11 protein-coding genes, 4 pseudogenes and 1 riboswitch are annotated in these 17,140 nt (G+C 34.5%); of the genes and pseudogenes, 14 read left to right on the top strand and 1 reads right to left on the bottom strand.

Annotation, left to right across the window (positions count from 1 at the left end; genetic code table 11):
* Nucleotides 1-256 precede the first annotated feature (256 nt).
* The 3 genes and pseudogenes from ecsA to ecsC all read left to right on the top strand — a co-directional run bounded on the left by ecsA (nucleotide 257) and on the right by ecsC (nucleotide 2,926).
* Nucleotides 257-1,000 (top strand): ABC transporter ATP-binding protein EcsA, encoded by a 744-nt coding sequence (gene ecsA / locus AC3WVZ_RS03765; RefSeq protein ID WP_001292603.1) that lies wholly within the window; start codon nucleotides 257-259, stop codon nucleotides 998-1,000.
* Entirely contained in the window at nucleotides 993-2,204 is a 1,212-nt protein-coding gene (ecsB, locus tag AC3WVZ_RS03770) for an ABC transporter permease EcsB (RefSeq protein ID WP_233936044.1), read from the top strand. The genes ecsA and ecsB overlap by 8 nt, the downstream gene beginning before the upstream one ends.
* Before the next feature lie 13 nt (nucleotides 2,205-2,217).
* Nucleotides 2,218-2,926 (top strand): annotated as a pseudogene (ecsC, locus tag AC3WVZ_RS03775) (ecs operon protein EcsC).
* Between the two features lie 40 nt (nucleotides 2,927-2,966).
* Here ecsC and AC3WVZ_RS03780 read toward each other — a convergent pair.
* Nucleotides 2,967-3,110 carry a YjcZ family sporulation protein gene (locus AC3WVZ_RS03780; protein ID WP_072769936.1) on the bottom strand — a complete coding sequence of 48 codons (144 nt, stop codon included), beginning with the start codon at nucleotides 3,108-3,110 and terminating at the stop codon, nucleotides 2,967-2,969.
* A gap of 155 nt (nucleotides 3,111-3,265) precedes the next feature.
* On the opposite strand from AC3WVZ_RS03780, the gene AC3WVZ_RS03785 reads away from it, so the two are divergent.
* The 11 genes and pseudogenes from AC3WVZ_RS03785 to AC3WVZ_RS03835 all read left to right on the top strand — a co-directional run bounded on the left by AC3WVZ_RS03785 (nucleotide 3,266) and on the right by AC3WVZ_RS03835 (nucleotide 17,095).
* Complete coding sequence (locus AC3WVZ_RS03785) at nucleotides 3,266-3,847, top strand: TetR/AcrR family transcriptional regulator (RefSeq protein WP_000164838.1); 582 nt, start codon at nucleotides 3,266-3,268, stop codon at nucleotides 3,845-3,847.
* Between the two features lie 2 nt (nucleotides 3,848-3,849).
* On the top strand, nucleotides 3,850-4,017 hold the full coding sequence (locus tag AC3WVZ_RS03790; RefSeq protein ID WP_000783813.1) for a hypothetical protein: 168 nt from the start codon (nucleotides 3,850-3,852) through the stop codon (nucleotides 4,015-4,017).
* A 79-nt stretch (nucleotides 4,018-4,096) separates the two neighbouring features.
* On the top strand, nucleotides 4,097-4,573 hold the full coding sequence (locus AC3WVZ_RS03795) for a PH domain-containing protein (protein WP_000377670.1): 477 nt from the start codon (nucleotides 4,097-4,099) through the stop codon (nucleotides 4,571-4,573).
* Nucleotides 4,566-6,005: pseudogene (locus AC3WVZ_RS03800) on the top strand (PH domain-containing protein). The gene AC3WVZ_RS03795 and the pseudogene AC3WVZ_RS03800 overlap by 8 nt, the downstream one beginning before the upstream one ends.
* Nucleotides 6,006-6,097: 92 nt before the next feature.
* Nucleotides 6,098-6,535: a hypothetical protein gene (locus tag AC3WVZ_RS03805; protein ID WP_000033012.1), complete on the top strand. Its 438-nt coding sequence runs from the start codon at nucleotides 6,098-6,100 to the stop codon at nucleotides 6,533-6,535.
* Entirely contained in the window at nucleotides 6,532-6,798 is a 267-nt protein-coding gene (locus tag AC3WVZ_RS03810; RefSeq protein ID WP_000877842.1) for a CPCC family cysteine-rich protein, read from the top strand. Before AC3WVZ_RS03805 ends, AC3WVZ_RS03810 begins: the two co-directional genes overlap by 4 nt.
* Nucleotides 6,799-7,136: 338 nt before the next feature.
* Nucleotides 7,137-7,673 (top strand): TetR/AcrR family transcriptional regulator, encoded by a 537-nt coding sequence (locus AC3WVZ_RS03815; RefSeq protein ID WP_000028016.1) that lies wholly within the window; start codon nucleotides 7,137-7,139, stop codon nucleotides 7,671-7,673.
* A 172-nt stretch (nucleotides 7,674-7,845) separates the two neighbouring features.
* A riboswitch (cyclic di-GMP riboswitch) is annotated at nucleotides 7,846-7,938 on the top strand.
* Between the two features lie 59 nt (nucleotides 7,939-7,997).
* Nucleotides 7,998-14,465, top strand: a pseudogene (locus AC3WVZ_RS03820) (SpaA isopeptide-forming pilin-related protein).
* 223 nt (nucleotides 14,466-14,688) lie between these two features.
* Nucleotides 14,689-15,461 (top strand): IS5 family transposase gene (locus tag AC3WVZ_RS03825; protein ID WP_425594293.1). Its coding sequence is split into 2 segments (ribosomal slippage): nucleotides 14,689-15,019 and nucleotides 15,019-15,461, totalling 774 coding nucleotides; the frame shifts between segments, so codons are not numbered across the junction.
* Between the two features lie 343 nt (nucleotides 15,462-15,804).
* A pseudogene (locus tag AC3WVZ_RS03830) lies at nucleotides 15,805-16,062 on the top strand (hypothetical protein); the annotation flags it as partial.
* A gap of 91 nt (nucleotides 16,063-16,153) precedes the next feature.
* Nucleotides 16,154-17,095: a DMT family transporter gene (locus AC3WVZ_RS03835; protein WP_000939624.1), complete on the top strand. Its 942-nt coding sequence runs from the start codon at nucleotides 16,154-16,156 to the stop codon at nucleotides 17,093-17,095.
* Nucleotides 17,096-17,140: the final 45 nt, after the last annotated feature.

Consider the following 17,140-nt stretch of genomic DNA (forward strand, 5'->3'; position numbering starts at 1 on the left):
TGATCTGGTTATGTGTAAATTTCATTGTCCAACTTGGACACCCCATTTCATGATGACTTCACTATGTTGTTGTACTCATCAATTGGTGGTTGCTTTTTCAATGTGTTCCTTTTTCAATAATTATGATGTCCGCTTTCGGGAAATTATATGCTAATAAATTTAAAAATTTTTTTTGAGTACATGGATACTATGTAGTACAGCATAATTTTTGGTAAGATGAATATAGAATGAATACTAATGAAGAAAGTGGTGTCGTATGAGCGAGTTATTGCGTGTAGAAAATGTTACAGGAGGATATACGAAACGACCTGTATTAAAAGACGTTTCGTTCTCTGTTAATAAAGGCGAACTTGTCGGCTTAATCGGTTTAAATGGAGCTGGTAAAAGTACGACGATTAAACATATTATCGGTTTAATGGAACCGAAAAAAGGAACTGTCACAATTAATGGGAAAACAATTCGTGATGATATGACAGCGTACCGTTCTAGCTTTTCATTTATTCCGGAAACGCCGGTATTATATGATGAATTAACGTTAGAAGAGCATTTGAAATTAACAGCTATGGCGTATGGCGTGGATGAAAAACAATATGAAGAACGTGTAGGACAACTACTACAAGAGTTTCGTATGAAAAATCGTTTAAAATGGTTTCCATCTCATTTCTCAAAAGGGATGAAACAAAAAGTAATGATTATGAGCGCATTTTTAGTGGAGCCATCTCTTTACATAGTAGATGAACCTTTCGTTGGATTAGATCCGTTAGCGATTCAATCCCTTCTTCAAATGATGGACCAAATGAAAAAGAGTGGTGCCGGTATTTTAATGAGCACACATATTTTAGCGACGGCAGAGCGTTATTGTGATTCGTTCATTATTTTGCATCAAGGTGAAGTAAGAGCGAAGGGAACGCTATCTGAACTGCAATCACAGTTTAATATGCCAGGTGCAACGTTAGATGATATTTACATCGCGCTAACAAAGGAAGAAGATTATGAATAGCACAGCGTTATGGAAAGAACGATTTCGTCACTTTCTAAAAGAAGTTCGTACATATAGTAAATACGTATTTAATGATCATTTGAAATTTATTTTCGTGTTCATCATCGGTGCGGGAGCGTATTATTACCAGCAATGGTTACAAACGTTAACAACTTCGTTTCCAACTGCGCTCGTAATGGCAGTATTAATTGGACTCGTGTTAACGGCTGGATCCATTCAAACATTATTAAAAGAAGCGGATCTCGTTTACTTACTGCCAGTTGAAGAAAAGTTAAAACCTTACTTCACAAAGGCATTTCTTTTTACATTTATGATTCAGTTATACATAATCGCAATCGTAGCAGCCGCGCTTGCTCCGTTATACTTCCAACAAATGAAGCAAACAGGAGCTGGCTACATATGGATCGTACTCGCATTTGTCATTGTAAAAGCGTGGAATTTATTTGTAGCGTGGGAAAAGTCATTTTTAACAGGTCAAAATATACAAAGGGCTGATTGGTTTATTCGTTTTATCCTAAACGGTTTATTTGTATATTTCCTTGTAGAACGTACTTCAGTTCTTTTCATTGGTGGAATCGTCCTTCTCATGGTGTTATACCTTGCTATCATGCATCAAATGGTCAAAGGAAAGCCACTAAACTGGGAGTATTTAATTTCCGAAGAAGGTAAGAAGATGATGCTGCTGTACCGCATCGCGAATATGTTCGTTGATGTACCAGCATTAAAAGAAAGAGTATCTCGCCGAAAATGGCTGGATTTCATTCTTTCGATAATCGGCGAAAAGCGTACATATTTATACTTATATACGAGAACATTTTTAAGATCAGGTAACTATTTTGGATTATATGTGCGCCTGCTCGCTCTAGGCGGAGTTATTCTTTACTTCATTCCATTTTTATATGGACGATTTATCGTAAGCCTTATCTTCCTATACTTAATCGGTTATCAGCTATTAACTTTATGGAAACATCACCGCATGAAAATTTGGCTTGATTTGTACCCAGTAGGCGGAGAAGAGAAGAAGAAAGATTTTCTTACTTTATTAAATGCAATTCTTATTACAGGTAGCGTTATATTTACAATTATATTTGCACTAGCAACGAAAGATTTCATGATGACAGGAATTTTACTTATCGTAAGCATATTATTTAGTATCGGTTTCGTTTACCAATACGGGGCGAAGCGCATTGAGCGTTTAAATTGAAAGGAATGAACCTATGATTACATACGAAGAGAAGGTTATAAAAGAATTGGAGCAGTGGAAAGCTACATTCATGAAAGATTCTTCTATGATGACACGGTTCTCCAAAAAAGTGCAGACGAAGGTGCAACAGCTCATTCCGGCGAAAGTACAAAAGGTACTAACAGAGACGATTCGTATGATGGTGCAAACGATTAGCGCCGGGTCAAACTTTATAAAGCCGAAGCTAAAAGAGACGACATGGTCACTGCAAAGACGTGACGATGAAGTTCGTAAAAAAAATGGATGAGTACAAAAAAATAGCAGCGGCAGAAGGAGCAGGGACTGGAGCTGGTGGTATTCTCCTCGGTCTTGCTGACTTTCCGCTTTTACTTACAATTAAAATTAAATTTTTATTCGATGCAGCGACATTGTACGGATTTGATACGAGTAAACAAGAAGAGCGTCTTTTTATCCTTCACGTTTTCCAACTTGCCTTTTCAAGTGATGATCACAGAAAAGAAATATGGAAAGCAATCGAAACGTGGGATACAGAAAAAGAAAATCATATGGACTGGGAAAAGTTCCAAACAGAGTACCGAGACTATATTGATTTAGCGAAAATGCTTCAGCTCGTACCAGTAATCGGTGCCCCAGTCGGCGCATATGCGAACTATCAATTACTGCAAAGGCTTGGAGAAGTGACGATGAATTGCTATCGTATGCGATTGCTGAATAGGGATTAAAAACAAGGCGTCCTACATATGTAATGTAGGACGCCTTTTCTTAGAAGCTAAGTCCGATATAGCTAATTCCAACTATAATCAATACGATAAAAAGTACAATGATTAATGAAAATCCGCTCTTACCAGCTTGTCCCGCTTCACCGCCGCCATTACCACCACTACCGCCATTACCACCAAGTCTCATATGATATCCTCCTTATTGTTATATGTTGCTTTTACTTTATAACTTTCTGTATTTTCCAATAAATACCTTCTGTAGTGCTAACTAAATTGAAAATCATTTCGTTTTGTTTTATAATTTACTTACCGAACGGTAAGTAAAAATAAGTGAGGTACAGTATGACGAAGAATTTACAAACATCGCAGAACATTGTAGAGGCATCATTTAAACTTATGGCAGAACACGGCATTGAGAAGATGAGTCTTTCCATGATTGCGAAAGAGGTAGGTATTTCAAAACCGGCTATTTACTATCATTTTTCTTCTAAAGAAGCGTTAGTTGATTTTTTATTTGAAGAGATTTTTTCTGATTATCATTTTACAAAGTACTTTAATGAAGAGCGGTATACGAAAGAAAACTTTGCAGAAAAGCTAATCGCAGATGGTTTACATATGCTCTCTGAGTATGAAGGGCAAGAAGGAATACTACGCGTTATCAATGAATTTATCGTAACTGCATCACGAAATGAAAAGTATCAGAAACGTTTATTTGAAATACAAGAGGATTTTTTGCATGGTTTCCACGATTTATTGAAGAAAGGCGCGAGACTGGGCGTTGTGTCACAACATGAAACGGAAGAAAATGCTCATACGCTAGCGCTTGTGATCGATAATATGAGCAACTATATGCTCATGGGATTCCAGTTAAAGTATAAAGAAATTTGGATTCGAAATGTGAAAAACGTAATGAAGGAGGAGTAAAAATGAAAATGCAAAAAAACTGGTGGCTCGGTTTTCTTGGATTTATTGGGGTTTATAAAATACCAGGTATGATTGAAGCTTTTCAAGCGGATGGAAATTGGATGAAGTTAATCGGTTTCATTTGGCTACTTTGGTTCGGATATTTTATTCCTGAGAAGAAAGAAGATTAAATTTCAATTTTCTGTAAAGTTATGTAAAATGTAGATTAAGAGTATTCATATATTAGATTACTAGATTTGGAGTGGTTACATGGATTCATTGAAAAATGAAATTCACCCTGACATGGTCAAGGTGTGGAAAGCGCGTTCTTTAATTGAGCTAGGAATCAGTATTATAGTCATTTTTGCATATCTTTTCTTTATGATTAAGTTTAATTGGTGGGCTTGGATTTTCTATGTGCTCATCGGATTAACAATCGTATATACACCGTTTGATTACTTTACGTTTCCGAAACTACGTCAACGTTATTACAGCTACCAACTAAATGAAGAAGAACTTGAAATTCAGCATGGCCTTTTCGTTGTTAAGCGCGTATTAGTGCCGATGATTCGTGTACAGCACGTAACGATTGAACAAGGGCCAATTATGAGAAAATACGGATTAGCAGAATTACACATTTCAACAGCAGCAACTTCTCATAGCATCCCAGGTTTAACGATGTATGAAGCTGAAATGTTGAAAACGAAAATCGCAGAATTAGCGAAAGTGAGTGATGAGGATGTATAAAAGGCAGCATCCAATCACGATGTTATTAGAGTTAAAAATAACAGACTTTATACCACTCATTATTTTCATGTTTAGCTTAAACGGAAAGTTCCCGTTTTGGTATTTAATTCCCGCTGCATTCGGTTTACTCACCGTCTTTTCAGCGTTTGAAAAATGGTATTACACAACATACTGGGTTGAAAATAACGTATTACATGTGAAACAAGGTCTCTTTGTGAAAAAGGAGAGCTACTTAAATAAAGAACGTGTTCAAACGATTAATACAAGTTCTAACGTACTATATCAAATGCTCGGTTTGAAAAAAATTCAGATTGAAACAGCTGGCGGAGGCGATGAAGCAGAAGTTAGCTTAGCTGGAATTACGGTAGAAGAAGCGACAGAGCTTATCGCAATGTTAAATGAGTCGGCTTCAGAATTGAAAGTAGAAAAAACATTAGAAGAAGTAGAAGTAAAAGAAATTATTACAGAGGAAAAACAAGCGAGAGAATACAAATTAACGTGGAAAGAGATTTTAATAGCCTCTGTTACATCTGGTCAATTTGGATTGTTATTCTCATTAATCTTTTTTGTGTATCACCAAGTAGATGAGTACATTCCGAAATGGATAGAGAATAGCGTAAAGTCGTATGTAATGGAACATGATATATATGGCTGGATTTTGATGATAGCTATTTTGCTCGTCCTTTCGTGGATTATATCGACAATTGGTTATGCGCTAAAACATGGAGATTTTACAGTGAATCGAAGAAATGACGAAGTCCGTATTTCGCAAGGATTACTGGAGAAAAAAGAACTCGTACTAAAATTGCACCGTATTCAAGGGATTACGATAAAAGAAGGTATTTTACGCCAACCGTTCGGTTATTGTGCTGTGCAAGTAGAAGTCATTCAAAGTAAGGGAACGGATGACGAAAAAGAAAAAGTTACACTGCATCCTATCATTCGAAAAGATCGAGTGCAACAGTTACTCACGCATTTACAATTACCATACGAACTGAATGCAAATATTACTTCGTTACCAAAAGCAGCATTGCGCCGTTATCTCATTGATAGTTTCATCTTTTTCGCTATGCTCGCAATCCCGCTTACTGGAATAAGCATATACTTTGAAAAGTATTACATCATGTGGGCATTATTACCGCTCGCAATCCTTATCTTTACACTTGGATACGCAACATTTAAAACAAATGGTTACAGTGTTAACGGAGAACAAATTACACTTGTCTATCGTAGCGTCGGAAAATATACAGGACTTATTAGAAGAAGACACGTCCAATCAATGGAGAAGACATAATCATATTTCCAGCGCCGTGCGGATTTATGTACGTATAAGTTTTCGAGTGCATCATCTAGTTACAAAATAGAGCATACGAGAGTAGAAGATGCGGAGAGAATGCAGGATTGGTATAAGAAGAAGTTAAGTGAGAATTAAGTGGAACGGCTCGTCTTTCGCGGAAGACGGGCTATTTTTTTATGCGAAAATAATGAATAATATATGTAAAGAAAAAAGCGAGGTGAATGAGAGTGAGCAAATTTTTAATACCGTATTCATTTTCTATATTAAGTTTCTTTATTTCAGCAACAGCACTTGATTTATATGATAGGATGGGAAACAATAGTGAGCTGGTTTCGCCGAACATAATTGGAAAGATAATTCAATCTACTGCGCAAATGGGAGTCCTTACATTGTATTTCGGAGTACCTATTATTTTAGGTGGCTGTCTACTTGGTGAGCTATTGTTTAGAGGTATCATTTTACGATTTAAACTCAGCTATATTATATCTTTATTATTATATCTACTTTTAGCTTTTAGTATTGTTTTCGTAACGGTAGGCATTCCAACTACATATGAAGATTCTAATACATTTTTCATGGGGATAACTATGATTTGTGCTGTGACATTCTTTATGGGCCGGAATATATGGGAGAAAAAAGAAATGAATAATGGAGTAACAGAATGAAATATACATGTCCGTGCTGCGGGTATAGAACAATAGAAGAAGAACCACCAGGTACATATGAAATTTGTAATATATGTTACTGGGAAGATGATGAGGTACAGTTTAACAATCCTGACTTTGAAGGCGGTGCAAATGAAGTCTCGTTAAGACAAGCACAGAAAAATTTTATTGTATTTGGTGCTTGCGAGGAATGTTTTATTGGATTAGTTAGAAAACCGACTAGTGAAGATGTGAAGGATGCTAGTTGGCAGCGAATTTGTTAAGTGAAATGTTATTACTCAATTCAATGGGAGTAATAACATTTTTTATTTAGTGCTGAAAGAATTACTGCCGTCTTATAAGGTAATAAGAAGGACTAAATTGGTAAATTTTATTAATGGATATATTTTCAATAAATACAAAAGTATAGATGTATAGTCAGCTTTGTGTGTTTAATGTTATCATATTGAATGATATGGAAATTTTTAATAGAATAAGTAACTAAAAATTCAAAGGTAATGAAGCTTTTGTTGTATAAAGAAAATACTTAGTAGTAATCAACAATATTAAAAATAAGATTCGTATTTATATAAATTTAGTAGAAATGGGGTTTTAAAAAGGAATGAGTATAAGCATAACGCGGCAAAAGATTTTGGCGGCCGCTTCTCAAATTGTGCAATGTAAAGGGGTTGCTAAATTAACCTTAGAAGCAGTGGCAAAAGAGGCGGGTGTAAGTAAAGGTGGATTATTGTATCACTTTTCAAATAAAGAAGCTTTAATAGAAGGTATGATAGTCAGAGGGGTAGAGGATTATGAAGGGGCCATTTACAATAAAGTTGCGGAAGACGCAGAGAAGAAAGGGAGATGGGTTCGCTCTTTTGTAGAGGAAAGATTAAATAATGAGAGAAGAACAGAAGAGTTATCTAGTAGTATGATGGCAGCATTCATGTTAAAACCTGAATTACTTGAGCCATTACAACAATCATTTCAGCAACTGCAAAAGAATATAGAAAACGATGAGATAGATGCAGTTTGTGCAACAATTATTAGATTAGCAGCAGATGGATTATGGTATTCGGAATATTTAGGGGTTGGAAGACTAAGCCCCGAGTTAAGAGAAAAAGTGATTCAAGCTCTTATTAGAAATTCATATAAATAGAATATACGAACTATATAATGTGAAAATAATTCACCGTTGCTTCTTTAATGTAGTGGTGAATTATTTTTTTTATTAGAAAAATAGAACAATTTTATAGAGTATTGAATTATAACCGTCCAGACGGTATAGTAATATTTGGTTTAAGAGGAAAATGAAACAAAAAAAGAATAAAAGATATTTTTAGCACACTATTCGAAAGGATAGGCCGCAAAGCTTAGAGTCTACGGTAATACATATTGGTTACTAAGATCGTCTGGTTGCACATTTTTGATGCAACCGGACGGTCTTTTTTTGTTATATAAATATAAAAAATAGGAGGGAACTATGCAAATGAAAAGTACTAAAAGACATATTTCAATGGTTTCATTAGTTTTTCTAGTATTATTTTCAGTGCTGAATGTGTGGGCTCCAGTTATTCAAGCTGCTGTGATGAAAAGTCCAGTGGACGAAATTAATATTTCCCGTACTGATGGCACGACATCTGAACCGTATCAAGCCTCAGATGGTATGAAAGTAGAAGTGAAGTGGTCAGCTAAAGAAAAAATAAAAAGTGGAGATCAATTCACAATTGATATGCCAAAAGAGTTTCGAAAAGACCTTATGAATATGAGTTTTCCTTTAAAAGATGCTGAAGGAAAAACAGTTGGTACATGTGAGATGAAAAAGGGTCTATTAACGTGTACTATGGGGGATTACGTAGAAGGAAAGAATAACATTAAAGGTTCTTTATTCGTAGAATTCTACTTTGGTCTAGAAGCATATGATGGTGTTAAAGAAATTCCATTAGAATTTAACGTTGATGGTCAAATCGTCAATAAAGAAGTAAATGTAAGTAATACGACAGAGAGACCGAAGCCACAGCCCAATACAGATAATCTATTGAAATGGGGTTCTTATAATCAAGAAGATCCTTCGATTGCTGATTGGCTTGTATATGTAAATGCAACTGGAACAGAAATGCAAGATCTTAAATTAACAGATACATTAGGACCTGGGCATGAGTTAATTACAGACAGCGTAGTATTAGAAGAGGCTGTATTTGAAGATGGTTATGCACCAACAAATATTAAGCCAGCAGATTTATCTAACATTAAAATTAATGCAACAAAGGCTGGATTTACAATTGAGTTTCCAGACAGTTCAAAAGGTTATATTTTAAGATATAAAACAAAGATTACTAATCCTTCTGCAAAGCCTCATAAAAATACTGTGAAATTAGAAGGTAAAAATATTAAAACTGAAGAAAAAGTAGGACAAGTATTCGTAAGTGGTGGGGGAGGAACCGGTTCAGGTGACGATAATCCACCTAGTATTGAAAAAAATATAGTTGATGAGAATGGCAAGCTTGTAGAGAATGAGCAGCTAACACAAATGGATCAAGTGATTCAATACCAAGTTGGTACACATATACCAAACGATCCTCCTAAATACACATCAATGGTAATTCGTGATGATTTAGAAGATGTTTTAGAAGTATTAGAGGCAAAAGTGTATGATCAAAATGGCCAAGATATTACTTCTAAAGGGACGTTAAAGATAGATAAGCAAAGAAGTGAAGTAACATTTACGTTTGGTGAGAATTTTGACTATAAGTCATATGAAGACCAGAGAATCAATCTTAGTATCAAGGCGAAAATTAAAAATAATGCAGACTTATCTTCTTACGTAGATAAGAAGATTCCTAATAAAGCGGAATTACATTTTGATGATAAAACATTAACATCAAAAGAAGTAACTATTACGCCGCCTGAAGCTCCAAAAGACGGTACAGTATCGATTCATAAAATAGATTCTGAGGATCTGAACAAAGGGTTAAAAGGTGCCGAATTTGAAGTTCGAAATAGTGCAAATGAAGTTGTTGCAAAACTAAAAACGGACGAAAAAGGTTTTTCAGTACCTCAAACTTTAGCTCCTGGAACGTATAAAGTTTATGAAACAGTAGCACCAGAAGGATATCAAAAATTAAAAGAACCAGTAGAGGTTACACTTCAAGCTGGAGAAACAAAAACAATTGAAATTAAAAATACTATGCAAAAGGGTCAAATTGAAGTAAAGAAAATTGATTCGGAAAATGGTGAAAAACCATTAGCAAATGCAGAGTTTGATATAGTAAAAGACGGTATAGTAGTCGAACATATTGTTACAGATAAAGATGGTAAGGCAATCTCTAAACCGTTAGCACCAGGGAAATATATTTTAAAAGAAACGAAAGCGCCTGAAGGCTACCAATTAAAAGAAGCAGAGTTCGAAGTAAATGTAACAGGGGACGGCATATTCCCAATACAAGTGGAAAATGCAATGGTAGACAAAGGTAATATAGAAATTACAAAAGTGGACAAAGAAAACGGAGCAGTATTAGCGGGTGTCGAATTTGAAGTCCAAGATGAGAAAGATGAAGTAGTAAGAAAAGTAGTAACAGATAAAGATGGAAAAGCAAACGTTTCAGATCTATCAGTAGGAAAGTACAAATTAGTAGAGACAAAAAGCTTACCAGGTTATAAAAAGCTAACAGAACCAGTACCATTTGAAATAAAAAAAGGTATGACAAAAGCTTTAGCAATAAAAGTAGAAAATGAGCAGTTAGACAAAGGCTCAGTAGAAATTACAAAAATAGATAAAGATAGCCAAAAAGTACTAGAAGGCGTAGTCTTCGAAGTGCAAGATGAGCAAGGCAAAGTAGTAACAGAAGTAAAAACAGATAAAGATGGTAAAGCAAAAATCTCTGATTTATCAGTAGGGAAGTACAAATTAGTAGAGACGAAAAGTTTACCAGGCTACAAAAAGCTAACAGATTCAGTATCATTCGAAATTACAAAAGGTATGACAACAGTCCTATCGTTGAAAGTAGAAAATGAACAGTTAGATAAAGGTTCAGTAGAAATTACAAAAATAGATAAAGACAGCAAAAAAGCATTAAAAGGCGTAGTCTTTGAAGTGCAAGATGAAGCTGGAACAGTAGTAAAGGAAGTAAAAACAGATAAAGATGGTAAAGCAAAAATCTCAGATCTATCAGTAGGAAAGTACAAATTAGTAGAGAAAGAAAGTTTACCAGGCTATAAGAAATTAACAGAGCCAGTATCGTTTGAAATTACAAAAGGTATGACCGAGATCTTATCATTAAAAATAGAAAATGAAATGGTAGATACGGGAAATATAGAGATAACAAAGATAGATAAAGATAATAAAGCACCGTTAGCGGGAGTAACATTCATCGTACAAGATGAAAAGGGTAAGGAAGTTACGAAAGTAACGACAGATAAAGAAGGAAAAGCAAATGTTTCAGATTTACCTGTAGGAAAGTATGAATTAGTAGAGGTAGAAAGTTTACCTGGTTATAAAAAGTTAGAAAAACCAGTATCATTTGAAATTAAAAAAGGCATGACTGAGGTTCTATCATTAAAAGTAGAAAATGAAATGGTGGATACAGGGAATGTAGAGATAACAAAAATAGATAAAGATAGTAAAGCTCCATTAGAAAATGTTGTATTTGAAGTACGTGATTCAAAAGGAAAAGTAGTTGCGAAAGTAAAAACGGATAAAGAAGGAAAAGCAAACGTTTCAGATTTATCTATTGGAAAGTATGAGTTGGTAGAAGTAGAAACACCGGCAGGATACAAACCACTAGAAAAGCCAATTTGATTCGAAATTGAAAAGGGTAGAGTAACAGCATTACAATTGACTGTAGAAAATGAATTAGTGGATACAGGAAATGTAGAAATTACAAAAGTAGATAAAGAAAATAAAGATGCTTTAGCTGATGCAGTATTTGAGATTCAAGATGAAGCAGGACAAGTAGTCGCTAAAATAACGACAGATAAAAAAGGACAAGCACAAGTTACTAATTTATCAGTCGGCACATACAAGTTAGTAGAAGTAAAGGCACCAAAAGGATATAAACAATTAGTAGATCCGATTACTTTCCAAATTGAAAAAGGTATGACAAAATCTCTTGCTTTAACAGTAGAAAACGAAATGTTAGACAAGGGAAATGTGGAAGTAACAAAAGTAGATAAAGATAGTCAAAAAGTATTAGAAGGCGTAGTCTTCGAAGTACAAGATGAGCAAGGCAAAGTAGTAACAGAAGTACAAACAGATAAAAATGGTAAAGCAAAAATCTCAGACTTATCTGTAGGAAAGTACAAATTAGTAGAGAAAGAAAGCTTACCAGGCTACAAACAATTAACAGAACCAGTATCATTCGAGATCAAAAAAGGTATGACGAAAGTTTTATCATTGAAAGTAGAGAACGAACAGTTAGATAAAGGTTCAGTAGAGATTACAAAAGTGGACAAAGAAAGTGGCGCAGTATTAGCGGGCGTAACATTCGAAGTGCAAGATGAAAAAGGCAAAATAGTAACAAAAGTAACGACAGATAAAGAAGGACAAGCAACAATTTCAGATTTACCAGTAGGAAAATATAAGCTAGTAGAGGTAGAAAGCTTACCAGGATATAAAAAACTAGCGAAACCAGTATCATTCGAAATCAAAAAAGGTATGACAGAAGTCTTATCACTAAAAGTAGAGAATGAACTAGTAGATAAAGGCTCAGTAGAAATTACAAAAGTAGATAAAGATAGTCAAAAAGTATTAGAAGGCGTAGTCTTCGAAGTACAAGACGACAAAGGCAAAGTAGTAACAGAAGTAAAAACAGATAAAAATGGTAAAGCAAAAATCTCAGACTTATCTGTAGGAAAGTACAAATTAGTAGAGAAAGAAAGCTTACCAGGCTACAAAAAGCTAACAGAGCCAGTATCATTCGAAATTAAAAAGGGTATGACAGAAGTCTTATCATTAAAAGTAGAGAATGAACAGTTAGACAAAGGTTCAGTAGAAATCACAAAAGTAGATAAAGATAGTCAAAAAGTATTAGAAGGCGTAGTCTTCGAAGTACAAGACGACAAAGGAAAAGTAGTAACAGAAGTACAAACAGATAAAAATGGTAAAGCAAAAATCTCAGACTTATCTGTAGGAAAGTACAAATTAGTAGAGACGAAGAGCTTACCAGGTTACAAAAAGTTAACGGAACCAGTATCATTCGAAATTACAAAAGGTATGACGAAAGTTTTATCATTGAAAGTAGAGAACGAACTGTTAGATAAAGGTTCAGTAGAAATTACAAAAGTAGACAAAGAAAGTGGCGCAGTATTAGCGGGCGTAACATTCGAAGTGCAAGATGAAAAAGGCAAAGTAGTAACAAAAGTAACAACAGATAAAGAAGGAAAAGCAACAATTTCAGATTTACCAGTAGGAAAATATAAGCTAGTAGAGGTAGAAAGCTTACCAGGATATAAAAAACTAGCGAAACCAGTATCATTCGAAATCAAAAAAGGTATGACAGAAGTTTTATCACTAAAAGTAGAGAATGAATTAGTAGATAAAGGCTCAGTAGAAATTACAAAAGTAGATAAAGATAGTCAAAAAGTATTAGAAGGCGTAGTCTTCGAAGTACAAGACGACAAAGGCAAAGTAGTAACGAAAGTAAAAACAGATAAAGAAGGAAAAGCGAAAATTTCAGATCTATCTGTAGGGAATTACAAACTAGTAGAAGTAGAAAGCTTACCAGGCTACAAAAAGCTAACAGAGCCAGTATCATTCGAAATTAAAAAGGGTATGACAGAAGTCTTATCATTAAAAGTAGAGAATGAACAGTTAGACAAAGGTTCAGTAGAAATTACAAAAATAGATAAAGATAATAAGGCACCGTTAGCAGGTGTAGTCTTTGAAGTACAAGACGACAAAGGCAAGGTAGTAACGAAAGTAACGACAGATAAAGCTGGAAAAGCAACAGTTTCAGATTTATCAGTAGGAAAGTACAAGCTAGTAGAAGTAGAGAGTTTACCAGGCTACAAAAAATTAGAAAAGCCTGTACCATTTGAAATTACAAAAGGTATGACAAAATCTTTAGCGTTCACTGTAGAAAATGAAATGGTAGATACGGGGAATGTAGAAATCACAAAAATAGATAAAGACAGTAAAGCACCATTAGAAAATGTTGTATTTGAAGTACGTGACTCAAAAGGCAAAGTAGTTGCGAAAGTAACGACGGATAAAGAAGGAAAAGCAAACGTTTCAGATCTATCAGTAGGAAAATACAAATTAGTAGAGACGAAGAGCTTACCAGGTTACAAAAAGTTAACGGAACCAGTATCATTCGAAATTACAAAAGGTATGACAAAAGTCTTATCATTGAAAGTAGAGAACGAACAGTTAGACAAAGGTTCAGTGGAGATTACAAAAATGGCCGCTGAAAGCAAGGAAGTCTTATCAGGAGCTGTGTTTGAAGTTCATGATGAAAAGGGAAAAGTAGTAGTGAAAGTAACAACAGATAAAGATGGAAAGGCAAAAATCACAGATCTATCTGTAGGTAACTACACACTAGTAGAAGTAGAAGCACCAAAGGGATATGAAAAATTAACTAATCCAATTCCATTTGAAATTACAAATGGAATGATAAATGCAGTTCAATTAGAAGTATTAAACAAATTGAATCATTTAGCACCACCAGGTCCAGAAACACCAGATCCAGAAAAGCCTGGAACACCAGATCCAGAAAAATCTGGAACACCAGATCCAGAAAAACCTGGAACACCGAATCCAGAAAAACCTGGAACACCAGATCCAGAAAAACCTGGAACACCAGATCCAGAAAAGCCAGGGACACCGAATCCAGAGAAACCTGAAAAAGAATTACCGAAGACAGGGCAGAAAATGCCTGTGGAACCATATATGGGAGCACTTCTTGTAATGATGAGTTTTGGGTTACTCGTATTAGGTAGAAAACAGCAGAGATAATAAAGGTGAAAAGGTATCCTCAAAGTATTTGAGGATACCTTTTTTAGCATAAAAAAAAGCATCTAGCAAAAGTACTAGATGCAAATAAAAACACAAGGGAAGACAAAATTCTTCCCTTTTCCCGTATGTAATTATATCAAAAAAATTATAAAAAACTAGGGTGTGTCTAAAAACTATTTCTATGGTAGGATTACCTCAAACCATTTAGAGAGAGGTATTTTCTATGACGCCACGCCGCTACGAACTTACAAATGAACAATGGGAACAAATCAAAGACTTTTTCCCACCGTATTCTACTGGTCGTCCGCCTAAAAGAAGTAATCGTGAAATGTTCAATGCTATTTTATGGATAGCTAGGAGCGGCGCTCCCTGGCGTGATTTGCCGGACCATTACGGCTTATGGAAAACCGTGTATGCTCGCTTCTGCAAATGGCGTGATGAAGGTGTCCTACTGACCATTTTTCAAGAATTAAATGCTGAACCGGATTTTGAAAATCTCAGCATAGATTCAACCAGTATCAAAGCGCATCAACATAGTGCTGGTGCAAAAAAAAGGCCATAAATCATGAGTTTCATCAGCATATTGGCATGAGTCGCGGTGGAAAAACTACCAAAATCCATACAATTGTTGATGGTTTAGGCAACCCCATTTTATTTCATTTGACTGGCGGAAATATTTTTGATAGCACTCCAGTTTGCGAGCTTTTGGATGAAATACCAATTAAGGGCAGCAATATTCTTGGTGACAAAGCCTATGGTTCTCATACGATTCGTAACTATATTACCAATCATGAAGCAACCTATACCATTCCACCCAGATCAAATGCGAAAGCTCCTTGGAATGTGGATTGGTATTTATATAAAGAACGCCATTTAGTGGAGTGTTTTTTCAATAAAATCAAGCATTTCCGTAGAATCGCAACACGGTATGATAAGCTGGCATCTTCTTTTTTAGCCTTTGTGTATATCGCTGCCATTTTTCGATTAACACAATGAACAACAGTTTTTAGACACACCCTAGCTATATTTAAAATATAATTTTTAAAAAAGTTATATACATAAATAATTGCAATACGCGCAGTTTTATCTTTCTGAAAAATCCATTTCTTTAATTTCGAATATTAAGACTAATGTTGATAAATCTTCAGATAATTAAAAAAATAACCAAAAGGATATATAATATTGCTTAATAAATAATTTTAATGAATTACATATATTTCATTTGGTGTATTAATTGAATATCATAATTTTAAATTTTATTAAGCAAGAATCTCGGTTACTTATTGCATTTCTAACATAGGGTGAGATAGAAAAATACAATAGTGTGGAGGTTTTTATAATGACGTTTGTTCTTAGTAAAATGAATGGGTTTAGCATAGAAGAAAAGGTACATGAATTTGAATCTAAAGGATTCCTTGAAATCTCAAATGAAATCTTTTTACAAGAGGAAGAGAATCATCGTTTATTAACACAAGCACAGTTAGATTATTATAATTTGGAAGATGATGCGTACAGTGAATGCCGTGCTAGATCTTATTCAAGGTATATAAAGTATGTTGATTCACCAGATTATATTTTAGATAATAGTAATGATTACAATTGAGTGTTTTTGAGGAAAAGCACCTGTCCTTTTTTTAGGCTGGTGTTTTTCTCACTATAAACCGAGTTTTTATTGGAGGGGGATTAATTTGCTTCAAAAGAGTTTTAAGCAAGAGAAAACGGTACCGGCCTTAAAGATGATAGCATCAATGGTTATCTTTGGATCAGTTGGATTTTTTTCTGTTCAAACAAACTTACCTTCGTTTGAATTAGTGTTTGTAAGGTGTATTTTTGCGACAATATTTTTAAGTGTATGCTGGTTGCTTACAGGGCAATATAAACAAGATAAATGGGAACGAAAAGAAGTTATTCAAGTTTTAATATGTGGTTTTTTCTTAGTATTTAATTGGGTTTTCTTATTTAAAGCCTTTGAAAATATGTCAGTTACCATTGCTATCTCAGTTTATCATCTTGCACCAGTAATTGTACTGTTAATTGGAAGTATCGTCTTTAAAGAAAAATTAACATTCATATCTATCATTTCAATAATTGTGTGTTTTGCAGGAGCTTTATTAATTGCTGGTATTGATGGAAGCTTCTCTGTCGGCTCATTAATGTCTTCAGGTATGATATGGGGATTTCTTGCAGCTCTCTTTTATGCATTTACAACTTTATTTGGTAAAGGGATTAACAAAATGAGTGCGTATGCAATGACATTTTTACAAACATTCTTGGGGATATTTCTTTTAATACCATTTATAGATTTAGATGCTTTTAGTGGCCTCACTCAAAGTAATTGGACATATATTATAGCTACTGGTTTTATTCACACAGGGATAGTATATTATCTGTTTTTTGATAGTTTACGCTATTTATCTACAAAAACCATCTCAATATTAGTTTTTTTAGATCCGGCAGTGGCAATATTATTAGATACTGTACTTACTGGATTCCGTCCAACTTTAATGCAAATAACAGGAATTCTTTTTATTTTTATTGGCATGACTTTAACATTAAAAAAATCTAAAGATAAAAAGCTAAGCCAAAAAGAAAAGCAAATTGAAAGCGATGCTAGTATATCTCAACAATAATGAAATATATTGTGTATAAAACGATAAACCTTGCATGAATCATGT

Source organism: Bacillus sp. CPT56D-587-MTF, assembly GCF_058792335.1.

Coding starts and splice junctions, on each gene's coding strand:
- AC3WVZ_RS03810 (WP_000877842.1), top strand. CDS start 6,532: ATGAAATATACATGTCCGTGCTGCGGGTATAGAACAATAGAAGAAGAA.
- AC3WVZ_RS03795 (WP_000377670.1), top strand. CDS start 4,097: ATGGATTCATTGAAAAATGAAATTCACCCTGACATGGTCAAGGTGTGG.
- AC3WVZ_RS03780 (WP_072769936.1), bottom strand. CDS start 3,110: ATGAGACTTGGTGGTAATGGCGGTAGTGGTGGTAATGGCGGCGGTGAA.
- AC3WVZ_RS03790 (WP_000783813.1), top strand. CDS start 3,850: ATGAAAATGCAAAAAAACTGGTGGCTCGGTTTTCTTGGATTTATTGGG.
- ecsB (WP_233936044.1), top strand. CDS start 993: ATGAATAGCACAGCGTTATGGAAAGAACGATTTCGTCACTTTCTAAAA.
- AC3WVZ_RS03815 (WP_000028016.1), top strand. CDS start 7,137: ATGAGTATAAGCATAACGCGGCAAAAGATTTTGGCGGCCGCTTCTCAA.
- ecsA (WP_001292603.1), top strand. CDS start 257: ATGAGCGAGTTATTGCGTGTAGAAAATGTTACAGGAGGATATACGAAA.
- AC3WVZ_RS03785 (WP_000164838.1), top strand. CDS start 3,266: ATGACGAAGAATTTACAAACATCGCAGAACATTGTAGAGGCATCATTT.